13 protein-coding genes, 2 tRNA genes and 1 rRNA gene are annotated in these 20,158 nt (G+C 35.5%); 3 read left to right on the forward strand and 13 right to left on the reverse strand.

What is annotated here, in order from left to right:
* Positions 1–8: 8 nt before the first annotated feature.
* Entirely contained in the window at positions 9–3,878 is a 3,870-nt protein-coding gene (gene porU / locus ACFPH8_RS12965; protein WP_376861558.1) for a type IX secretion system sortase PorU, read from the reverse strand.
* A 263-nt stretch (positions 3,879–4,141) separates the two neighbouring features.
* On the opposite strand from porU, the gene gldJ reads away from it, so the two are divergent.
* Positions 4,142–5,827: a gliding motility lipoprotein GldJ gene (gene gldJ / locus ACFPH8_RS12970; RefSeq protein WP_376861560.1), complete on the forward strand. Its 1,686-nt coding sequence runs from the start codon at positions 4,142–4,144 to the stop codon at positions 5,825–5,827.
* Between the two features lie 67 nt (positions 5,828–5,894).
* The gene (locus tag ACFPH8_RS12975) at positions 5,895–7,181 is read left to right on the forward strand and encodes a UDP-N-acetylmuramoyl-tripeptide--D-alanyl-D-alanine ligase (RefSeq protein ID WP_376861562.1); all 1,287 of its coding nucleotides are present in this window, start codon (positions 5,895–5,897) and stop codon (positions 7,179–7,181) included.
* Positions 7,182–7,211: 30 nt separating this feature from the next.
* Here the strand turns inward: ACFPH8_RS12975 and ACFPH8_RS12980 are convergent, their stop codons facing one another.
* From ACFPH8_RS12980 to ACFPH8_RS13025, 10 genes are all read right to left on the reverse strand, one after another.
* Positions 7,212–8,357: a serine hydrolase domain-containing protein gene (locus tag ACFPH8_RS12980; protein WP_376861564.1), complete on the reverse strand. Its 1,146-nt coding sequence runs from the start codon at positions 8,355–8,357 to the stop codon at positions 7,212–7,214.
* 598 nt (positions 8,358–8,955) lie between these two features.
* Positions 8,956–9,030: transfer RNA gene (locus ACFPH8_RS12985), tRNA-Val, on the reverse strand.
* Between the two features lie 42 nt (positions 9,031–9,072).
* Positions 9,073–9,147, reverse strand: a tRNA-Val gene (locus ACFPH8_RS12990).
* A gap of 63 nt (positions 9,148–9,210) precedes the next feature.
* Complete coding sequence (locus ACFPH8_RS12995) at positions 9,211–10,428, reverse strand: bifunctional folylpolyglutamate synthase/dihydrofolate synthase (RefSeq protein WP_376861566.1); 1,218 nt, start codon at positions 10,426–10,428, stop codon at positions 9,211–9,213.
* Between the two features lie 3 nt (positions 10,429–10,431).
* Positions 10,432–11,328: an energy transducer TonB gene (locus tag ACFPH8_RS13000; protein WP_248398164.1), complete on the reverse strand. Its 897-nt coding sequence runs from the start codon at positions 11,326–11,328 to the stop codon at positions 10,432–10,434.
* 16 nt (positions 11,329–11,344) lie between these two features.
* On the reverse strand, positions 11,345–11,737 hold the full coding sequence (locus tag ACFPH8_RS13005) for an ExbD/TolR family protein (RefSeq protein WP_066253519.1): 393 nt from the start codon (positions 11,735–11,737) through the stop codon (positions 11,345–11,347).
* 1 nt (position 11,738) lies between these two features.
* Complete coding sequence (locus ACFPH8_RS13010; protein WP_248398161.1) at positions 11,739–12,440, reverse strand: MotA/TolQ/ExbB proton channel family protein; 702 nt, start codon at positions 12,438–12,440, stop codon at positions 11,739–11,741.
* Positions 12,441–12,490: 50 nt separating this feature from the next.
* Positions 12,491–13,885, reverse strand: coding sequence for a sodium:proton antiporter NhaD (gene nhaD / locus ACFPH8_RS13015; protein ID WP_248398158.1), 1,395 nt, complete (start codon positions 13,883–13,885; stop codon positions 12,491–12,493).
* A gap of 12 nt (positions 13,886–13,897) precedes the next feature.
* Positions 13,898–15,124 (reverse strand): Glu/Leu/Phe/Val dehydrogenase dimerization domain-containing protein, encoded by a 1,227-nt coding sequence (locus ACFPH8_RS13020; protein WP_248398155.1) that lies wholly within the window; start codon positions 15,122–15,124, stop codon positions 13,898–13,900.
* Positions 15,125–15,216: 92 nt separating this feature from the next.
* Positions 15,217–16,272 (reverse strand): anhydro-N-acetylmuramic acid kinase, encoded by a 1,056-nt coding sequence (locus ACFPH8_RS13025; protein WP_376861570.1) that lies wholly within the window; start codon positions 16,270–16,272, stop codon positions 15,217–15,219.
* A gap of 92 nt (positions 16,273–16,364) precedes the next feature.
* Here ACFPH8_RS13025 and ACFPH8_RS13030 point away from each other — a divergent pair, with 92 nt between their 5' ends.
* Complete coding sequence (locus ACFPH8_RS13030; RefSeq protein ID WP_248398147.1) at positions 16,365–17,507, forward strand: acyl-CoA dehydrogenase; 1,143 nt, start codon at positions 16,365–16,367, stop codon at positions 17,505–17,507.
* Positions 17,508–17,558: 51 nt separating this feature from the next.
* On the opposite strand, the gene ACFPH8_RS13035 is transcribed toward ACFPH8_RS13030, so the two are convergent.
* Both ACFPH8_RS13035 and rrf read right to left on the reverse strand, forming a co-directional pair.
* Positions 17,559–19,991 carry a helix-turn-helix domain-containing protein gene (locus ACFPH8_RS13035; protein ID WP_376861572.1) on the reverse strand — a complete coding sequence of 811 codons (2,433 nt, stop codon included), beginning with the start codon at positions 19,989–19,991 and terminating at the stop codon, positions 17,559–17,561.
* A 92-nt stretch (positions 19,992–20,083) separates the two neighbouring features.
* Positions 20,084–20,158, reverse strand: a 5S ribosomal RNA gene (rrf, locus tag ACFPH8_RS15030); the annotation flags it as partial.

Genomic DNA, 20,158 nt, shown 5'->3' on the forward strand with positions numbered 1-20,158 from the left:
ACGTATTATTAAAGTATTACAAGTTTCTCAATTTTTTCAACGGATTTATTTAATAGTGGCGATCTTACGGTTAGTTTATAGATATAAACACCTTTTCCAATTTTATCTCCAAAATCGTCACGACCATCCCAAACAATATCTCGTGATAAAGCGGAAGTACCTTTTCCACAACATTCGGAAGAATTGGTTTGTCCATTGATTGTTTTCACCAATTTACCCGAAACGGTGAATATCTGTACTGAAACGTCTAAAGCATCCGAACTATTGTGATTAAACCAAAACTCGGTGTAATTAACAAAAGGATTTGGGTAATTTAAAACATTTTCGATAACAAGGCTCTGATTCTCGTCATGTACCACAAATTGAATTTCTGAAACAGATGAGTTATTATACACATCCCACGCTTTCACTGTTAGTGTGTGTAGTCCTGGCGCTATATCGCGCAGTGGAAAATTGGCAGTACCACGCTGATAATCATCAATTTCAGTTTGATAATAATCATTTAACACAAACGGATTCGTTTCGTCTCCATCTAAAATAGCCACAATGTCATGACCAATTCCACTAGCGGTGTTAATTCCGTTTTCATCTTCCAATTTGACTAATAAACTAGGCGACTTATTGGTAATTCCACCAGACACGAAGTTTTCATCATTCATATACAACTGAATAACGGGCCCGATGGCATCTTCCGGAGCATCTTGATTTAGCCCCCCTATTATTATAGAGCTACTATTAGCGCCCGATTGATCATCGAGTGCATTGGTTTTTTTCGCATAAAAACTAATACGGCCATTACCTTCTGGAATACCTATATCTCTTGGCACTATAAATTCAAATTCAAATTGCCCATTGGTAATAGAAGCTTGACCTCTAAAGATTGTGGCGCCCAGCGTTTCAAAATCCATTTTAATAAGCTGACCACCTTCTTGAACATTATCATTTGCTAAAGTAGTACGCTGTATCTTTTTGTCATATATATTAACCGAAAGCACACCATTGTAATTTGAAAGTACATTACCCGTTAAATCCGTTACTTCTCCAGCTAATTTAGCACGACTTAATGCCTTTAATGTTGGTGTTGGTTGATTAACAGGAACATCATTAACAGCTGTTAATCGCACATTTGGTTTCGGGAATGTTAATTTCATAGCTGGGTCACCTATAAAGAACACCAAGCGTCTTTGACCAATTCCTGAAATGCCCGAACTAACTTTGGTTAACCTTAAGGCTTCAGCCATACTTGGGTACTCATCATCTGCGTAATCATCATCTGGATTATAGGAAAATAAGTACTCCGTTAGGGCAATATTAAAGGAAATACCAACGCTCACAAAAATTTGACGTGTGGTTGTAATCAGTCCAATGGCACCACCATCTTTATTCCAATAGGTGTATTCACCTGCTGTAGGACGGAATGGGTTGTCAAAACGTGTATATTCACAGGTTACCGTTACAAAGCAATTAAGCTTACATACATTATTTAAGTTCTGCGCATCGGGTTTTTCAAAAATTCGTTCTTTAGTCAGACCATCTTCACCGCCATGTCCAAAATAATTCACCACTAAAACACCGCTTTCAATAGCATTGACCATGGCCGTTTTTACCGCGGGATACGTATTACCTCCAGCTGAAGATTGCTGAACAAAGGCATCCGAATGAATTTTAGTTACATTTATAAAGCTTTTTTCTGCTGTAATATTATCGCCAATGGTATTGGTTGTTAATTGAATATCTTTTTCCCAAGATTCATCCACATCATCAGAAATTACAACCACATTATTACGCCAATTTCCATACGAGGCTTCTACGTAATACGACGCCACTTTATCTACCATTTCTGATGCTTGTTGAGGCGAATCTGCTAAAATACGACCAACAGCAATGTCTAATTTATCGGATGTTTGCATTTCACCTTCATTGGGATCCATCATGCCATAAAAATCATCTGAAACAAACGAGCTCGTTAAATTAAAACTATCATAGGCATGCCATGAAGGAATTATGTTGGTGTTATTTGGTATTCTGTCTTTATAATCAAAAGACCCATCACCAAATAAACATAAATATTTTAATCGTCTTTCCGGTGAACTGGCATTATCATAAACATATTTCACAAAATTCCGAATAGCTCCTATATCTTGAGCGCCTGGTCCAAATTCTAAATAAATATTACTTAAGTTAACCACTTTAACATTCAATCCATACTGCGCTCTATTAATTTGAGCTAAACGTTCGGCTTGGCCAACCATGTCACCACGCGCAATAATTATATAATCTATATCTTCAAAAACGCCTTGTGCATTATTAAAAATAGACCCTTTTAAATTTTGATTGCTTACATAAGGATTTGAAACCATGATGGGTTCATGAAAACTAGGTGCAGCTACTACAGCATATTTCTTTAAGGAACCTAAATTGGATGTAAAGGAAATAGTTGAGTTTGAACCTGTATTACTATAATTCCTAATATTATAAATATCCGTTATGTCCCATACCTCATTCACTTGTGTGGCGTTTGTAAGAGTATACTGCCCAATACCAGATGCTCCTGCAACGGCACGGTTATAGAACACAAACTGACCACCTGCAAATTTTAATTCGCGTGTCGCTTCCAAGGAGATATAATCTAAATAACCCAAGGCGGAAGGGTTACCACCATTATTATAATCTAGTGTAATAGCAATATTTGCATTCGACACATTTACATTACCATTAAATACGGATTCACTTACTAACGTTGTTTCTGTAACAGCCGGAATGGTTAAATTAGCTACAGATGTGGCATTTACCTTCAAATCCATAGTTGTAGGAATTTCAGATGTAGATGCTACATACGTTGTTAGTCTTACAGGAATTGAAGGTACAATATTTGGAAATGAAAAATCGAAGGTTTGCGAGGTTTCAATATCAAATCTGTTTCCAAACCAACGTCTACCCACACTTGCTAAATTGTATTCATCTACTTCGTGATATTGATAGTCCTGAAACGTATCAATCATCATATCTACAGAACCAGAAGGTTGAATCATGGGTTGGATGCGCTTCCCGTTTCCTTGACTTATATTTATATAGTAATAGGTTACCGAATTATAGGCGTTAATATTGGTGTTTCTTTTTAAATCATATCCATTTGGCCCTTGCGCATAGAACATAATATAATCTCCATCATGAAAATACCCATCCGATTCACCTATAATACGAATGGCATTTTCAGCTAAATCATATGGATAAGGTTCTGCATTGGAATAAGGAATCATGCGTCCACCATTACCATAAAGCTTTATAGTTCTAGGATCTACAGCGTCCATATTTATTCCTAATTGCTGTAAAAACTGTCTGGATATTTTAAAAACTCCCGACTTATCTACCTGAAAGCGATACCAAGAACCCGAGCTCAAAACAGAATTTACAATATTTAATCTATTGGATGCTCTATGACTATTTTGGGTATTATAATTAATCGTGAAGGCCGTTACTTTTTTATACACCCCATTTTCTCTTATAATTGGTGAAACTGTTAAAAAGGCGCCACTTTTATTCCGACTAATACTATTATTAAGACTATATTTTATGGCATTCGGAATTGTTTTTAAGTCAACATCTTTCAAGTCACTTTTTGAAATTGCCGCATAGCTCACATTAGAAATCTGCACGGAATTCTCGTTAATTAATTGCGGAATATCCCATTGTGCAATAAACTCCAAGCCATTGGATAAACCGTAACTAAAATGCTCCTCATTGAACGCAGGAACTTTTATAGAAAAGCTTTCGTTTGCTATGGTTTTAGTACCATTCCAAGTGATGTTGAATCGCTTCTGCTGGGAAAAAGCCATAACAGAAATGAGCAAGGCAAATAGTAATAATTTCTTTTTCATTACACAAATAACGCAATTTAGTGTCGCTTATTATTAAAAATCAAACAATTTTAAGAAAATGAATTCAAATTTCCATAATAAAAAATATAATCGGTCGTTATAGTGTCACAAAACAACGGAGAAATGCAAAAAAGCATCGTTAAAATGCTTGATAAATAGGATGAACCGCATAATATTTTAAGTAAATATTAAATAATTACTTGTATTATTACGCATAATTCTTATATTGCGTCACCAAAAATATTTTTAGCTTACTTAAACGTATGGATATGAAAAATGTATTAACAATAAAATTATTGTTAGTTTTAGCAGTAGCTGTTACAGCTGTTGGTTGTAAACGATCAGGCTCAAACAGTTCTCGAGCAACCGGTTGGGATATTAATTCTAGAGATGGAGGATTCCAATACAATACTAGTTTTAAAGGACAAGAAGCAGGACCTGGACTTGTATTTGTAGAAGGAGGAACTTTTACTATGGGTAGAGTTCAAGACGATGTAATGCATGATTGGAATAATTCACCAAATCAGCAGCATGTTCAATCCTTTTATATGGATGAAACGGAAGTTACCAATTTAATGTATTTAGAGTATTTAGATTGGATTAAACGAATTTATCCGCCAGCAGAAGAAAACTTTAAAGCTATTTATGATGGTGTTCTTCCCGACACTCTTGTTTGGAGAAATCGTTTAGGTTTTAATGAAGTTATGACCGAAAACTACTTACGTCATCCAGGTTATGCAGAATATCCGGTTGTTGGAGTTAGTTGGATTCAAGCAGTTGAATTTGCAAACTGGCGTTCAGATCGTGTTAACGAAGCTAATTTAGAAGATGCAGGTTATATTCAAAGAGATGCTAAATTAAATGAAGTATCATCTGATGCTACATTTAACACGGATACTTATATTAATGCACCTTCGCAAGTTTACGGTGGAAACACAGCGCTTACTGATCCAGAAAACACACGTCGTCGTGTACAAACTAATGCAGCAGGTGATCCAATAAATGTGAATGCAACAAGAGAAACAGGACTTATTTCTCCAAAATATAGACTACCAACAGAAACAGAATGGGAGTATGCCGCTTTAGGCTTAACATCTATTCGTAGTTACAATGTGTATAGAGGCCGTAAGAAATATCCATGGGATGGTCAGTATACACGTTCAGGAAAACGTAAAGTAAGAGGTGATCAATTAGCTAACTTTAAGCAAGGTAAAGGAGATTACGGCGGAATTGCTGGATGGTCTGATGATGGTGCTGATATTACAAATGCTGTAAAATCTTACGAGCCAAATGATTTTGGATTATATGATATGGCTGGAAACGTAGCCGAATGGGTTGCTGATGTTTACAGACCTATTGTTGATGATGAGATGAGTGATTTTAATTACTACCGTGGAAATGTGTATACCAAAAACGAATTAAATGAAGATGGTACCGTACGCATTGTAACGAGTGATGAGATTAAGTTTGATACTTTACCAAACGGAAAAGTAATTGCCAGAAACTTACCTGGTGAAATTCACCAAGTACCAGTTGATGAAAACGAAACCTATTTAAGAACAAACTTTGATACCAGCGATAACAGAAATTATAGAGATGGTGATCAGCGTTCATCTCGTGATTACCGTGATGGTTTTAATGAAATGGAAGACGGTTCTAGTGAAACAACGCATACGAGAAAAATGTACAACTCACCAAATCACAATGTTGAAACAGATTCAACAGGTGCTTTAATTCGTGAGTATGACCGTTCTGATAAGCGTACATCTTTAATTAACGATGAAGTTCGTGTTTATAAAGGTGGTTCATGGAAAGACAGAGAGTATTGGTTAGATCCTGCTCAACGTCGTTATTTCCCACAAAATATGGCAACTGATTATATTGGATTTAGATGTGCCATGTCTCGAGTAGGTTCTAAATCAGAAAACAAAAACAAAAGGAAAAACTAATTAATTTAGTTATAAAAATTTCAAAAAGTCCTGACCGTAGTCAGGACTTTTTTTATACTTTTATTTTATGGAACTACATACCCTTCATAAACGTTTTTTAGAATGCAAAAGCGTTTGTACAGATACGCGAAAAATCACTCAAGAATGCCTATTTTTTGCGCTCAAAGGTGATAATTTTGATGGTAATAGCTTTGCCAAACAAGCCCTTGAAAATGGGGCTAAATACGTTGTTATTGATAATCCTGAATTTGTCCAAAACCATCAAACCATTCTCGTACAGGATGTATTAGAAACCTTACAAAAACTTGCCACTTTCCATCGGGACTATTTAGGGATTCCTATTATTTCACTCACCGGTAGTAACGGAAAAACAACGACAAAAGAGTTGATTCATGCTGTGCTTTCCAAAAAATTTAGAACAACGGCTACTATCGGTAATTTAAATAATCATATTGGCGTGCCATTAACACTTTTGTCCATGACCAAAGCGACTGAAATAGGTGTGGTTGAAATGGGTGCAAATCACCAAAAGGAAATTGCCTTTTTATGCCATATTGCAAAACCAGATTACGGCTATATCACCAATTTTGGAAAAGCGCATTTAGAGGGGTTCGGAGGCGTTGAAGGTGTTATAATAGGTAAAAGTGAATTGTATAAGTATTTGATATCACATAATAAACCAATATTTATAAACTCAGCAGATACGATTCAAGTAGATAAAACCAAAAATGCTAAAACAATCCCTTTTGGCCCTTCCGATAACAAAAATCAATTACACATTCAGTTTTTAGATGCTAAACCTTTTGTTAGTTTATCGTATCATGACCAAACTATTACTAGTAACTTAATTGGAGCTTATAATTTTAATAATATAGCTGCCGCTATTACTATAGGAAATTATTTTGAAGTCGATGATTCTGATATTCAAAAAGCCATTGAGAATTATATTCCAACTAATAATCGTTCACAAATTATCACCAAAGGAACAACCCGCATTATTTTAGACGCTTACAATGCTAATCCTTCTAGTATGATGGTTGCATTGGAGCATTTTTCAAAACAAGAACATCCTCATAAAATTGCCATTTTGGGTGACATGTTTGAATTAGGACCTGACGCCGAAAATGAACATCAAGCGATTGTCAATTTAGCCGGCACACTTCAAATTGATAAAGTCTTCTTTTTAGGTGAAAATTTCTACAAAGCTACAAGTACTGATTCAAAAACAACCTTTCACAAATCATTTCAAGCTTTTAAAGAGACTTTCAATGTAGAAACGCTAAACAATGCTCTAGTAATAATAAAAGGCTCTAGAGGCATGGCTTTGGAGCGTGTGTTGGAATTGCTTAATTAAATATAAAAACAGTGGTATACTTAATTAATTCTAATAGATGGATATCGCTGAATAGCAAGCATCTCTGACACCAAAAGCCAGCTCAAAAAAGCTTTGATCGCCTTCTTCTTCAGGCGCTATTCGTATAAAGTTTGCTGAAGCCAAAATAGTTATGCCTGTATCTTGATTATATCTTAAAGACGAAACATAGCTTAAATGGGCGCCGTCATGACCATAGCCAAGACCTTCATTATAAACTAAACCTAAACCATAAAAACCATGGGCTTCATCTGCTACTTGCATTTCTTTCATCAAAGCAATATTTTCGGCACTCACACCTGCATTTCCTGTTAATAAAAGCTCCAACCATTTCGTAATATCGCTAGGTGTAGAAACTATATTTCCCTCGGTCACATGAGCAGACATATTATCCTGAGAAGTTTCTAACTCCGCCTCTCCCTGAATATATAAGTGTGAGTTGACATACGGCATCCGCATTTCCACATCGCTTCCCTCCCATACACTATAAGTTCTAGATAAACCTAAAGGTGTAATAAAGGTTTGTGTTATATACTCACTATACGACATACCTGAAACTGTTTCAATTATTTTTCCCAATATATTATAGCCTGTATTAGAATAATGAAACATCACGTTAGGAGCAGATGTACTCAATTGGTGTTCAGCATTAATCCCTACCAGTTCATCCAGAGTGAATTTATGGTTATTATCTTGATTACGGATGTAATCCACATACATTTCGCCAGCATAGCTAGCATTAACGGTTTCTGGTATTTCACTATTTGTCACATCAAAAACTCCTGCTCGATGCTGTAATAGCTGTTTGATAGTTATCTCACTCCGATACGGGATATTGTAAGCTGGTTCATCGATTATATAGTTTTCTATTCCATCCTCAATATGTAACAAGCCCTCTTGGTGCAACCGCATAATTGCAGCAGCTGTAAATGTTTTAGAAATACTTGCAATTCTAAAATGGGCATCTGGGTTGGGCGTGGGTGTTATGTTACTCGAACTCATAAAAGTTCCTGAAGGACCATTTATATATAGCATGATTCCAGACTTGTCTATATTCCATTTATCATCAAACAATTTATAAACGCTATCTGCGACATGCTGCAGTGACACTTGAACATTCTTTTCATTTCCATTAACACTACTTTTTTCACATGACATAATTGTTGCTAAACAACTAATGAAAAGGAAAAGAAAAGCACGATTAGTGTGTCTCCAAAAAAGTTTATTATATTCAACTGATTTCATTTTTTACTGATATTAAATTGCTATAAATAATTAACCTAAATTAATCTAAATTATTAAGAAAACAAACAAGTTTCATTTTTTCAACTTTGTTCGAGTTAAATCAAAACGTTAGGTATTTCCAAGATTAATTTATAATATCTGAATGAATTTTACACATTTTCTTAACCTATTAGGCCTAACCTAACGGCTCTTGGATTAATTCCATTGATCCAGAATAAACACACTCCTGCAAATGTAAATCTGAATGCTCACGCATTCTAGCTTTTTTTATTTCACAAACCCCTTTAAAGCGAGCTTTATAAAAGACCTAAAAGGTTTTTAAAACCTGTTAGGTCCAACCTTAAAGCTCTTGGATTAATTCCATTGATCCAGAATAAACACACTCCTGCAAATGTACATCTGAATGCTCACGCATTCTAGCTTTTTTTATTTCACAAACCCCTTTAAAGCGAGCTTTGCGGGTTTTGTGAAATAAAAAAATCTGCATTTCCATGCAGATTTTCGCTTGATGTGGGTCATACTGGATTCGAACCAGTGACTTCCACGTTGTCGACGTGACACTCTGAACCAACTGAGTTAATGACCCCTATAACTAAAAAAAGTCCGTATAAAACGGACTTTCTTTTTGTGGGCGATGAGGGATTCGAACCCCCGACCCCCTCGGTGTAAACGAGGTGCTCTGAACCAACTGAGCTAATCGCCCTTCGTAATTGGATTGCAAATATAAAGTAGTTTTTCATATTGCAAAACTTTTTTTGAGAAAAAATTAAATTATTTCTGCAACAACAAAAGTGCTCCCTCCAATATATATAATATCACCAGCCTGTGCCGTGTTTTTTGCAGCCGTAAAGGCATCATTTACACTACTATATGCGTTTCCTTGAAAACCTTGCTCCTTAAAGGTATTTCTTAAAATATTTTCATCTAAACCTCTCGGCACATCGGGTTTGCAGAAGTAATACCTTGCATTTTTTGGTAAAAGCGGTAAAATAGAGGCAATATCTTTATCATTTACAACTCCGAAAACAACATGTAACGCCTGATATGGCAAATTCATTAATTGTTCCATCACAACCTTTAAGCCTTCCGAGTTATGAGCTGTATCGCAAATAATTAAAGGGTTTTGTTGCAAAACCTGCCAACGACCTTGAAACCCTGTATTACGAACCACTTGTAATAACCCGTTTTTAACATGAGTATCAGCAATGATAAAGTTTTGAGTTTTTAAAACTTCAATTGCCTGTACCACCGTCTGAATATTTTCATATTGATATGTGCCTTTTAAATCCGATTCATAATGTGAATGAACAATCTGATCCGCAAAGAAAATTGCTGCTTCCAAGCTTTTTGCTACTTCTTGAAAAATTGGTTTTGTCTCCGCTTGCGTTTTACCAATTACTATTGGAATTTGATTTTTAATAATTCCGGCTTTTTCATAAGCTATTTTATCCAGTGTATCCCCTAAAAATTGTGTATGATCTAACCCTATATTGGTGATGATAGCCAGTTCAGGTGTGATAATATTAGTAGAATCCAAACGACCACCTAGCCCGACTTCAATTATGGCAACATCCACCTTTTCATTCCAAAAATAATTGAAGGCCATTCCGGAGGTCATTTCAAAAAAGGAAAGTCCAGAAATATCTAAATAGCCTTTATTGTGTTGTATAAAATTAACCACATATTCTTTGCTGACCATTTCGCCATTAACACGAATACGCTCACGAAAATCCTTTAAATGTGGTGATGTAAACAAACCCACTTTATAGCCTGCCTCTTGCAAAACGGAAGCTAGCATATTACTTGTAGAACCTTTACCGTTGGTACCTCCAACATGAATGGTTTTTATTCTATTTTGAGGGTTATTTAAATGATGTGCGAAACGGATGGAATTGTCCAAATTGGCTTTAAATGCCGTTTTACCTTGTCGCTGATACATGGGAAGTTTTGAAAACATCCAGTTTAAAGTATCTTGATATGTCATAAATTATTGACCTATTGTGAAGTTAACTTCAACAAATCCTACTTGCGCTGCTGGCGCATTGCTATCTGGCCGCCATTTGTGAGATAAAGCTATTTTTTTTGCTGGCTCCAGAAGACATTTAGCCGTATTATTCGTGCCTTTAACGCCTGGATTGGCTTCTATGACATTACCTTCTCGGTTTACCACTATGCGAACTACAACCCTTCCAGACTCATTACAATCTTGATTTAATTTTTGATACGTTGCCTTTCCTCGTCCGTTTAAACCATAGCCTACACCTCCGCTACCAGAACCTGGATTGCCAAAATAGCTGGTGGCATACGGATTGCCATCCAATTGGCCTTTATCACCCGGTTTGTTGTCATCCCCTTCGCCACCAGATGTGGTGCCTTCCGATTTACTTACGCCTCCAATTAAAGCGTCTAGCTTTTTCTTTTTAGCCTCTTTCTCTGCCTGCTCTTTCGCTTTTTGTTCGGCTTCCGCTTTTGCCTTGGCATCCGCTTCTGCTTGCGCTTTTGCTTTTGCATCTGCAATTTTTTTCGCTTTAGCGTCGGCTTGTTTTTTCTTTTCTATTGCTAATGCTTCTTCGTTATTCTGTGTGATAACATCTTCCGCTTTTGTTTTTTCAGCAGCAGCCGCTTCTGGTTTTGTTTCTTGAGGTTTTGTTACCGCTTCTTCCGGAGGACGCTCTATGTTTTTTGGTTCGGATTTAACAGGTTCTTTTGGCTGTACGTTTCCGCTGCCAACATCTGAATTCCCAAAATTAACAGCTACGCCATATTCTTCCGGTGGATCCATATATGGAGGCCCCACTACAAACAACAGCAATACCAAAATAACGATTATTAAAGTCGTAATCTTGGCAGAATTCCGTTCGTGTTTGGTCTCTAAATATTTCATGGGTAGATGTGCCGTTTTAATTTGGCTTAACTGCTAAAATGACTTTAATTTTATTTCTATTCGCTATATCCATTACTTTAACCACATTATCAACAGGTACTGATTTTTCAGCACGCAATACAACCGTTGGTTTTTCTTGACTGGATAAAGCGGTTAAAAGTTCACCTTCCAACATACTTTCACCTACTAATTTTTGATCTACATAATAGCGCAAATCTTTAGTAATACTAACAGCTACAGATTTTTTATTCTCTGTTTTTCCACTGGCATTTGGTAGTAAAATATCAATAGCACTTGTTGTTACCAAGGTAGAAGCTATCATAAAAAATATAAGTAAAAGAAAGACAATATCCGTCATAGACGACATATTGAATTCGGGCGTTACTTTATTTCTTCCGCGTATATTCATATTAAATAGGTTCGTTTAAATGATCTAAAAATTCTAAAGAATTTGCTTCCATTTGATACACCACCTTATTTGTTTTTACTACTAAATGGTTATACGTGATATAAGCTATAATACCGACAATTAAACCAGCAACAGTTGTCGTCATAGCTGTATATAAACCACTGGCAAGCACATCCATTTGAATGGTTCCGCCAGCATTAGCTAGTTCAAAAATAGCTAAAATCATACCGACTACGGTTCCAAGGAAACCAATCATAGGCGCTGCACCAGAAATGGTTGCTAGGATACTAACATTTTTTTCTAATCCGTAAATTTCTAACCGACCAGCATTTTCAATAGCGGTATTAATATCTTCAAGTGGTTTGCCAATTCTAGTAATTCCTTTATTTATTAATCTAGAAACAGGTGTGTTGACTTGTGCACACAAAATTTGTGCCGCTTCAATTTTACCATTACTTACATGATCCTTTATCTGATTCATGAAATTACTGTCAATTTGTGATGCCGCTTTGATAGCAAATAAACGTTCAAAATAAATATAGCAAGCAACTATTAAGAGAACAAAAAGTATGGCTATTATAATTTGACCTGCCATGCCTCCACTACTTATTAATTCAATAATGGAGAGTGTTTTTTCAACTGATTCGCCATCTGGAACTATTTCAGCTCCTTCTTGAGGACTTTGTATAAATGTATTTATCATAGGATTTGTGACTATAATATTATTAACGTTTTAAATGATACAAAATTATATTAGAAAATGGTTCTGGTAAACATAAAGGCAATTGCACCAACTAAAAACCCAACTAGCGCTAACCAACCAATATTTTTAAGGTACCAGAAAAAATCAATTTTTTCCATTCCCATAGCTACCACACCTGCTGCTGAACCTATTATTAACATACTTCCACCTGTACCGGCAGCATAGGCTATAAAATGCCAAAGTTCATTATCAATTGGTTCTGAAAACATACCTAAACTAGCCGCAACTAAAGGAACATTGTCAATAACTGCCGATCCAACACCCATTAATAATACTACCAAATCTGAAACGCCTTCGTGGTGTAACTCTGTACCCAACATAGGCATATTTTCCTGTAAGGTGGATGCAAAGCCAAATAATATTCCCAGCGATTCTAAAGCGGCAACTGCCATTAAAATTCCTAAAAAGAAAAGGATACTTGGCAACTCAATTTTAGATAATGCTTTATGAACTGGGCTATGATGGCCAACATGATCTGCATTTACATCTGTATCAAAAGACATGGCAAATTTTCTATTACTAAAAACCTCCGCAAAAATAGCAACAAAAGCCAAGGCTAACATCATACCAACATAAGGCGGTAAATGCGTGACCGTTTTAAAGATAGGAACGGAAACAATACCACCTAAACCTAAATATAACATAGTTGCACTGTGCTCACTTTTTGGCGCATCATCTTCTGAATCAGGATTGTCAATTTTCCCCTTAAATGCTGGTAAAAATGACGCTATAAATACTGGTATTAACATACATAATAATGAGGGAACAAATAAGTAAACAAATAAATGTCCCGTGGTTACTTTTTTACCAATCCATAACATGGTTGTGGTAACATCACCAATTGGAGACCACGCTCCACCAGCATTGGCAGCTATGATAATTAAACCCGCATACCAAATCCTCACGTCCCGATCAAAAATTAATTTTTGTAGAATAGAAATTAAAACAATTGTAGCGGTTAAATTATCTATAATTGCCGATAAGAAAAAAGCTAAAAAGGCAAATATCCATAGAATTCGCCCTTTACTTTTCGTTTTAATAAAACCTTTTATAGTAGCAAAACCATCAAAATAATCTATAATTTCAACAATGGTCATGGCTCCTAATAGAAACACTAATATTTCTGATGTTTTACCTAAATGATGCAATAGTGTTTCTTCCATTAAGTGCACCCTATCTTCATGGTTTAACAAACCTAAATTGTCTACCAAAGCATGTTTTGCAGAGTCAAACCATTGGGTAAAATCATCAACGCCAATTGCAATAATGGCCCAACAAATAGCCATCATAACCAAAGCGGGGATCAGCTTATCAATTTTCAAATTGTGCTCTAGTGTAATAGCTAAATACCCTAAAACAAATACAATAATAATTATTGCTTCCATAAAATTATCTAATTATACTAATTGCCCTAATGCGATTTCGAAGGCAGTTTTACTTAATTCTTTTTTTGAACTATTTGCATTATAAACATTTTGCAAAGCCCTCTTTATCGTATCTGAAGTGTCTTGAAAAATAGACTCATCGCTCATTTCAACACTACTTTCCATTAGATAGGCAAATACTCGTGCCATTCCACAATTGGAAATGAAATCTGGTATTAAGCTTATGCGCTCATCGGTATGTTCCATAATTGGTCCGAAGAAAATTTCTTTATCGGCAAAAGGTACATTAGCACCGCAAGAAATAACTTCCAAGCCACTTTCAATCATGGTGTCAATTTGGTCTTGGGTAATTAGGCGCGATGCCGCACATGGTAGGAATACCTCTGTTTCCAATCCCCAAACTTTTTCATTCATTTCTTGGAATGGAATTAAATTCTCACCACCTAGTGTATTTCCTTTTTTATTCAGGTATAGATCTGTAATTTCTTCAAACGAAAATCCATCTTTATTAATCACGCCACCAGCAATATCCATAATACCAACAACTTTAGCGCCCATTTTAGATATATAGAAAGCAGCAGCTGCTCCTACGTTTCCAAAACCTTGGACAACAACGCGCTTTCCTTTTACAGTCCCACCAAAAATATCGTAATAATGTTTAACGGCTTGTGCAACACCAAAGCCCGTAATCATGTCGGCAACAGTATATTTACGTTTTACACTAGGTGAATATTCTGAACTTTCTATGGCTTTAATAACACCGTGGCGCAATTGCCCAATACGGTTAATTTTATCGCCTGGTGTTGGTTTAAAATGTCCTTCAAAAACACCCTCTTGCGGATGCCAAAGTCCTGTTTGTTCCGTCATAGGTATTACCTCATGACTCTCATCAACATTTAAATCGCCACCCGTTCCATAATAACTTTTTAACAATGGAGAAACCGCTTTAAACCAGCGCTCCAACACACCTTTTTTTCGTGGATCATTGGGATCAAAGTTTATTCCAGATTTAGCACCACCAATGGCTGGTCCTGAAACTGTAAACTTTATTTCCATGGTTTTAGCTAATGATAAGACTTCATTGACATCCAATCCTTTTCGCATGCGGGTTCCACCACCAGCAGCTCCGCCGCGAAGGGAGCTTATTACGGTCCAGCCTTCAGCTTCTGTTTCTGGATCTTTCCAATTGAATACAATTTCCGGTTGCTTATTCTCGTACTTTTGAAGTAAGTCTTTCATTATAGTTTCATTATTATTTTAAATCCAATAGTTGTTATTCTTCAACAAATATAAAAAACAAAAAATCGGTAAATATCAATTTTCCAATAATTTTAAGGTTGAAACGTTCTTCCTGAACTATGATCCATTTTTGCGCCTGTTACACTTGCTAAACAATTCACTTCATTTCGCTGTTTTAACACACCTAACAGACTGAAGATTAACGCCTCTTTATAGTTAACTAATTTTGAATTGGGTATAACGAGTTCCGCTTTTGTCTGTGTTTTTATTTCTTCAATTAGAAAGGAATTATAAGCGCCACCTCCAGTTATTAAAGTTTTGCCATTTTTTATTTGATGCCCTATTTGAATGGCGATATGTGCAACAAACGTTCGTAAAATATCCTTAATGGGAATTTCAAAAGCATTAATCCTTGGAAAAATAAATTTATCAACCCATTCTAAACCCAATGATTTTGGATGCGATTTTTTATAAAACTCCAAACTATTTAAGTTTTTTAAAAGCGCTAAATTAACCTGTCCTGACGCCGCTATTTTACCAGAATCATCAAAATCTAATCCTAAAGATGCCACGTAATGATTAAGGACAATATTTGCTGGGCAAATATCGTAGGCAATGCGGTTCCCGTTATCTTCGGTTGAAATATTAGCAAAACCACCTAGATTTAAACAATAATCAAAATCTGAAAAAAGTAATTTATCGCCAATTGGCACTAAAGGTGCACCTTGACCTCCTAGTTGGACATCTTGAACTCTAAAATCGCAAACCACGGTTTGCTGCGTTAAATGGGCCAGTATTTGTTTATTCCCGATTTGTAAAGTAAAGCCCTTTTCTGGTTCATGTAAAGCTGTATGCCCATGTGAACTGATAAAATCTAAACTAGCAATCTGATGTTTTGTTACAAATGTATTTATAACGGAAGCAAGATACGCCGTATAATTTTGATCTATTATTTCTAAATTATCTTTAGAAAGGCCAACCAAGTTTTTAAGTTTTAAGAACCAGCAATGGGGATATGGAATGGTTTCGCATTCTAAAAATGTATACTGCCATTTTTCATTAAACGTGAATTTAATATGAGCTATATCAACACCGTCTAACGATGTTCCAGACATAATACCTAACACATTATAGGAAGATTTTATCATATCGCGTAAAAATACTAATCATTATTGAAAAAATGTTCCTAAAACCTTATCTTTGCATTCATTTTTTATCAATTCAACAACAACAATTTATTATGGATTTTAATCTTACCGAAGAACATATGATGATTCGCGACGCAGCGCGCGATTTTGCTCAAACAGAATTATTACCTGGCGTTATAGAGCGTGATAACAAACAAGAGTTTCCTCAAGATTTAGTAAAAAAAATGGGCGAACTTGGTTTTATGGGTATTATGGTTGATCCTAAATATGGCGGAAGCGGTATGGATGCCATTTCCTATGTATTAATAATGGAGGAACTTTCAAAAATTGATGCGTCAGCTTCTGTTATTGTTTCGGTAAATAACTCATTAGTATGCTATGGACTTGAATCTTATGGTAGTGAGGAACAAAAACAAAAATACTTAACAAAATTAGCGACTGGTGAATTTGTAGGCGCATTTTGTTTAAGTGAACCTGAAGCTGGTAGTGATGCAACATCACAAAAAACCACTGCAATTGACAAAGGCGATCATTATGTTTTAAATGGTACTAAAAACTGGATTACAAGTGGAGGTCGTGCTGATGTGTATTTAGTCATTGCACAAACGGATAAAGATAAAGGACACCACGGTATCAATGCTTTTATAGTTGAAAAAGGGATGCCTGGATTTGATGTTGGACCCAAGGAAGATAAATTAGGGATTCGCGGAAGTGACACCCATACCTTGCAATTTAATGATGTAAAGGTGCCTAAAGAAAATAGAATTGGCGCGGATGGTTTCGGTTTTAAATTCGCCATGAAGACGTTATCTGGTGGACGAATTGGAATTGCTGCTCAAGCATTAGGGATTGCGTCAGGCGCTTATGAATTAGCGAAGAAATACAGTAAGGAACGTAAGGCATTTGGTACTGAAATCTGCAATCATCAAGCCATTGCTTTTAAAATTGCTGATATGGCCACCGAGATTGAAGCGGCTCGTATGTTAGTTATGAAAGCAGCTTGGGATAAAGATCAAGGTAATAATTACGACATGTCTAGTGCTATGGCGAAGCTATACGCAAGCAAAGTAGCTATGGACACAACGGTGGAAGCTGTTCAGGTTCACGGTGGAAATGGTTTTGTTAAAGAATACCATGTTGAGCGTTTAATGCGAGATGCCAAAATTACACAGATTTATGAAGGAACTTCAGAAATACAAAAAATAGTTATTTCTAGAGGTGTGTTAAGAGATTAATTTTTATTAAAATATCTACATATAAATCCCAATGTAACTATTGGGATTTTTTTATTTAAGAGATTCTAAAACCAAGCGTATCTCTCCATACGTGAACTTGTCATCCAATTGATGTTTTAAATCTGAAAGGTTTTCAAACTTATACTTTGGAATTAATTTTTGTAATTCATTATAATGTTCCACAGACATTAAATCTGTCGGCTTTATTTCTCCCGATGGAATAAAGCTAACTAAATGACCGAAAATAGTGTTTTCATTTAATGCACGTTCATTAGCAATTTCTTCAATTGTTTTACCAGATTTAAAAAGATTTAAAGACTGAAGTTTCGTATCTACTTTTTTTTCTTTCTTGTCTTTGAATTTGAAGGTTTCGGTTTGTTCTTCATAATCGATATCATTATCATCACAAAAACCTCTAATTACTTCCAGAATGGCCGCCCCATATTTTTCCACACGAACTTTTCCCATGCCATCTATTTCCAATAATTCATTTTTGGAGGTAGGTAAGGTTTCACACATAGCATATAGCGCCTTTTGCGTAAATATTTGGTAATGGATTAAATCGTTTTCTTGAGCAATTTCATTTCTTAAAACACGTAACAATTCAAAAAGCTCCACATTGGTGGTACCATCTATAACTGTCTTTTTAAGTTTTTTAGGCTTTTCTTTGGCTAGAAAGACTGCTTTAGCTCGCAAATTTAAAAATAAAAGCGTTTTAAAACCATCTGCCAATTCCTTAAAATATAAGGTTTTAGTTTCTAATAATTCTTCAATACTATCCAAATTTTTAATCAGATCTTTTTCCAAGGCTTGGTTATCCGTTGTAAAATTAAACGTCTTAAAAGCAGGATTTATAACAGTGTCTAATTCATTTTGAAAGTACAAAATTGCCTTTTTAAACCGTCCTTGAATTACATGACTAGTTTCTGGTAAGCTTTCTACTTTTGAAATATTGTTTAATTGACTATTAAAACTGGTTCCTATTTTTAAAAGATTTGTAATAGCGTTTTTAACCGTTATTAAGGGCGCTTCAATTTTACCTTCTATACTACCGCGATTTTTATAATAAATATCTAAAATGCGATTTATAGGATATAAGAAATCATAAAAATTAAATACTTCTGACATTAAACCCAATTGAAAATGTCGTTGGGATAACTCCAATACAGTTTCATCAGGTTGATTCTCATTCGCGGATTCGTTAAACGAAATAACATGGCTATCACTAATAATCTGATTGGAAGTAATTTTACTTTTTAAAACTAAACCTTCCAAAGATTTACAACGACTTAAAGCCACATAGGTTTGACCGTGAGCAAAAGCACCTTGGGCATCTATTATAGCTTTCTCGAAAGTTAAACCCTGGCTTTTATGAATAGTAATAGACCATGCCAAGCGCAATGGCATCTGACTAAAGGAACCAATTTTATCCTCGATTATCGCATTCGTTTCTTTATTAACCGTATAATTAATATTGTCCCAAACCTCTTGGGTGGTAACAATATTAAATTCATCTTCCGGACAGCGCACAACCACTTCATCTTTATTCAATTTGATAATCTTACCAATTTTACCATTGAAATAACGCTTTTCTTGAGAACTATCATTCTTAATAAACATGACTTGCGCACCAACTTTTAAAGCTAGCACCTCATTATTTGGATAGGCATGTTCTGGAAATTTACCCTTAATGTCTGCCACATATAATTGGGCTTTGGCCTCTAAAGCATCCAGTTCCTTTTGGTTGGTTTCTTCTGCTCTATTATTATGGGTCGTTAATTGAATATATCCTTCATCGGGATTAGGGCTAAAATCAGGTTTATACCGTTTATTTAAAATAGCCTCACCTTCTGCCGACAAACGATTATTTCTAATTTCGTTGAGAATAGTGATAAATTCGGGATTTTCTTGTCTATAAATATGCTTTAGCTCTATTGTAATAGGCTGACATTGCTGATAAGCATGGCTACTAAAAAAGAATCCATTCAAATAATATTTCCTCAATAATGACCACTCATGATCCTTAATTACAGGAGACAGTTGTTGTAAGTCACCAATCATTAGAACTTGGACACCGCCAAATATTTTATTCTTATTTCGGAAACGCCTTAATGTTTTATCAATTCCATCTAGTAAATCCGCTCGAACCATACTTATTTCATCAATAACCAATAAATCCATAGATTTAATGATATTGATTTTGGTTTTACTAAATTTTCTATTAAAACCTTGTGAAGAATTCGTGTCAGAATCTGGTAATATAGGACCAAACGGCAATTGAAAAAAGGAATGAATGGTAACTCCTTTGGCATTAATAGCTGCTACACCAGTTGGAGCCACTACCACTGTCCGTTTAAGCGATTCATTTTTTAATTTATGAAGAAAGGTCGTTTTTCCTGTACCCGCTTTTCCCGTTAAAAAGATAGTTCTATCAGTTTCATTTACAAACTGCCAAGCAAGTTTTAATTCAGGATTTTCAGACACAAAAAATCGGTTTAATTTTAAGTAAATATACGACGTATAGACTTTATAAAACAAAAAAAATCCCGATTCAAGTATTGAATCGGGATTCTTAAAAAAGGCGGCGACCTACTCTCCCACGAGATGCAGTACCATCGGCGCTAACGGGCTTAACTACTCTGTTCGGAATG

This window comes from Bizionia hallyeonensis (genome assembly GCF_042657385.1).
Lineage (GTDB): Bacteria > Bacteroidota > Bacteroidia > Flavobacteriales > Flavobacteriaceae > Algorimicrobium > Algorimicrobium hallyeonense.